We start from the raw sequence: 3,447 nt of genomic DNA, 5'->3' as shown, positions 1-3,447 counted from the left end.
AGCGCCCTTTCGCAGCTCATGGCGCATTTTTAACAATACGTCGTTGAAATCGGCGTAGTTAAATTTCGCCTTTTCCTCCTCAAACTCGCGCAAAATATCTGCGTAAATTTCGGCAAATTCCGCCTGATCCTCGTAGTTTTTGCTAAGCCACGTCTCAAAACCCGCGTTCATCTCCTTGTTTTGATACAGCGAGTACACGTCGTACAAATATGCCCCGCCGTAGGGGCGCGCGTCGCTTACGTGATAAAATTTTCGCCTTTCTACGAGGCTTTTTAGCAGGGTTTTTAGCTCGGCGGGCTGCTTTAAGATCACGCCTTTGCCCAGCTCGCGAAGTAGGGCGTAGGATACGGCGTGGAAGGTGCCCGCGACGATTGCGGAGGTGATCTTTTTATCAAAATGCCGCTGCAGCCTCGCTATCATCTCGCTCGCGGCCTTGTTCGTAAAAGTAAGAAGCAAAATTTTTCTAGGGCTCGTGCCGAGATTTAGCAGATGAGCGATCCGCGCGACGATGGTGCTGGTTTTACCCGTGCCTGCGCTTGCGATTATTAGATTGTGCCCCGCAGGAGCGGTTGCGGCGGCGTATTGTTCGGTATTGAGCTTAGCTAGAGCGTCCAAGATTATTCCTTTGCAAAAAGACGCCATTATAGCCTAAAATCATTAAAATTCTTTGATATAATTGCGCGATGAAATTTCTAAAATTTATGTTAAAAATCGCGCTATTTTGCGCATTTGCATTCGCTCTGTTTTTGATCCTAGACGCGCTTTATCCGCTAAATTTGGATATGCTAAATAAGCAGAAGAGTAGAATTTTATATGACCGAAACGGCGAAATTTTAAATATGCAGATCAGCGACGATCAAATTTGGCGCTTTTACGCGAGCGCGGACGAGATACCGCCGCGGCTGAAACAAAGCGCGATCTACTTTGAAGATCGCTATTTTTACTACCATTTCGGCGTCAATCCAGCCTCGATCCTGCGCGCGGCTACGTATAATTTTACGCAAAATTTTACTAAAAAAAGCGAGGGCAACGTCGAGCGCGTCGGAGCCTCCACTATCACAATGCAGGTTGCGCGTATGATGCGCCCCAAACAGCGCAGCTACAAAAACAAAATCATCGAAATTTTCAACGCCTTTCAGCTGGAGTGGCACTTCAGCAAGGATGAAATTTTAGGAATGTATTTCAACCTCGCCCCATACGGCGGCAATATCGAGGGGGTCAAAACCGCGGCGTATTTTTACTTCAAAAAGGACCTGCGCGAGCTTAGCAACGCTCAAATCGCGCTTCTTAGCGTGATCCCAAAAAACCCGAACAAAAACCGCCTAGACCGCAGATCAAACATCAACGCGCTTAAGAACCGCCTAATTTCGCAGCTGCGAGAGGGCGGCGTGATCTCGCAAAGCGAGTATGAGCGCGCTCTTGCCGAGCCGTTTTCGCCCAGACGCTACGCAGCGCCCAATTACGCGCCGCATTACGCGCTACTGGCGTTTAACAATTATAAAATGCAGAATTTTACCGCCAAAGATGACGTAAATTTCACTCAAAATTTAGATTCGGGCGGCACGCCCGGCGCGACATCGGAGCAAGCAAGCTCGGCTGCGCGCAGAGCTGCGGCGGAGGCAGAGTCAAATTTTTCGGATGCGGCTGGTGCCGAAACAAATTTTAGGGTTGCGGCGAAGGTTGAGCTGAATTTATCAAGCGCTGCAAACACGCAGGCGGGGGTGGATTCGAAAGAAACGAATCCCAAAGAGGCGGATTTTAAAACTAATGCGCCGAAGAGTTTAAATTTAAGCGAACGAACTAGCCTAAATTTAAACGAGCGCGAAGGCGCAGAATCGCAGGCAGGCACGAAACTGAATGAATCAAAAAGCGTAAAACCAAATGAACGAGAGGGCGCAAATTTGGATGAGTGGAGAGATTTAATTAATGCCGCCCATCCGTCGCAAAACTCGCAAAGTCTAAATTTAAACGAGCGGCAAGATGCTGCGCGTTCGCCGCGAAATTTTAGCGCAGATACAAATTCAAATAAATCGCAAACCGAGTATTCGCTGCAAAATCCGAATGCGGATATGAATTTAAACAAGCGGCAGAATGCCATCGGTGCCGCACATCCGCACCAAGACCCGCAAAATTCGCAAAAGCTAAATTTAAACAATTGGCAAGGTACCGCGCATTTGCCGCAAAATTTGCAGGCAGATGCAAGCTTTGGCGAGCGGCCGAGCGTAAATTTTAGCGCGCAGACAAATTCCGCTTCGGGCACTAGGGCGCAAGCAGATTCCTCTTCAGACGCTAAAATGCAAACAGCTTCTGCTGCAAGCGCCGAATCGCAGGCAAATTCCGCTCCCAACGCCAAGGTGTCGCAAAATTTCGCTTTAGCCGCCCAGGCGCAGATAAATTCCGATCTAAACGCCAAATCGCGGGGAAATTTCGCAAATTCCGAAGCGAGCGCGCAGTCTAAAGAGCAAGCTGCGCGAGCGCAGGAACTTGCGCGTCTAAACGAGGGTAAAATTTATTCAAGCTTGGATCTGAAAACCCAGATCGCGCTTGAAAATTTCTTAAAAGATGAAATTCTTGAGCTTCGCAGCAAGGGGGTGCGAAACGGCGCTGCGGTGCTGATTGATAACAAAAGTATGAGCGTGATCGCCTATGTCGGCAGCCACGATTTTAGCGCTAATGAGGGGCAAAACGACGGCGTGTGCTCACAAAAAAACGTAGGCTCGACGCTCAAACCCTTCATCTACGCCAAGGCCCTTGAGCACGGGCTCATCACCCCTTCAAAGAAGCTGATCGACGCGCCGATAACCTTCGCGGGCTACGTGCCGCGCAACTACAACCAGGGCTTCATGGGCGCGGTGAGTGCGACCGACGCGCTAAGTCTGAGCCTAAACATCCCTGCGGTAAAGCTAAATTTGATGCTGGGTGACGACGGGCTGTATGAAATGCTATCAAATGTGCATCTGGCGGAGTTTAGCAAGGATTATTACGGCGCAGGTATCGCGCTGGGCAGCATTTCGATGAGCCTAATGGATCTTGCTCGCCTTTACAGCGCGTTTGCAAACGGCGGAAAGCTACGAAAGCTCGAAATAGCGGGCGTAAAGATCGGCGACGATGCTAAAATTTTAACCCCGCAGAGCGCCTACATCGTAACGCAGATGCTAAGAAACGCGCCGCGCTCCTACCTAGGCTCGGTGTGGCAAAATACCCTAAACGCGCCGCCGCTGATGTTTAAAACGGGCACGAGCGCCGATGCGCGCGATCTCTACACCGTCGCTCTGACGCCGAAATTTACCCTCGGCGTCTGGCTGGGAAATTTCGATGGCTCCAAGACTAGGGATCTTAGCGGCGGCGTAAGTGCGGCAAAAGTCGCGTTTAATATGTTTGCCTTCCTCGATAAATCGGGCATGCTGGGCGAGGCGGAGTTTGCGCGTCCTGCGGGCGTGAGCTTTC

2 protein-coding genes are annotated in these 3,447 nt (G+C 50.3%); one reads left to right on the top strand and one right to left on the bottom strand.

The window, feature by feature from the left end:
- Window positions 1–642 (bottom strand): UvrD-helicase domain-containing protein (locus Q0340_RS04465; RefSeq protein WP_298082336.1); only part of this gene is annotated, 642 nt, incomplete at its 3' end.
- 41 nt (window positions 643–683) lie between these two features.
- Between Q0340_RS04465 and Q0340_RS04460 the strand changes: the two genes are divergently transcribed.
- On the top strand, window positions 684–3,447 hold a 2,764-nt coding region (locus Q0340_RS04460; protein WP_298082335.1), incomplete at its 3' end, for a transglycosylase domain-containing protein.

Origin of the sequence: uncultured Campylobacter sp. (assembly GCF_938045595.1) — a bacterium.
GTDB lineage: Bacteria > Campylobacterota > Campylobacteria > Campylobacterales > Campylobacteraceae > Campylobacter_B.
Note: the sequence above shows the minus strand (reverse complement) of the source record. Positions and strands in the feature narration are given on the sequence as shown.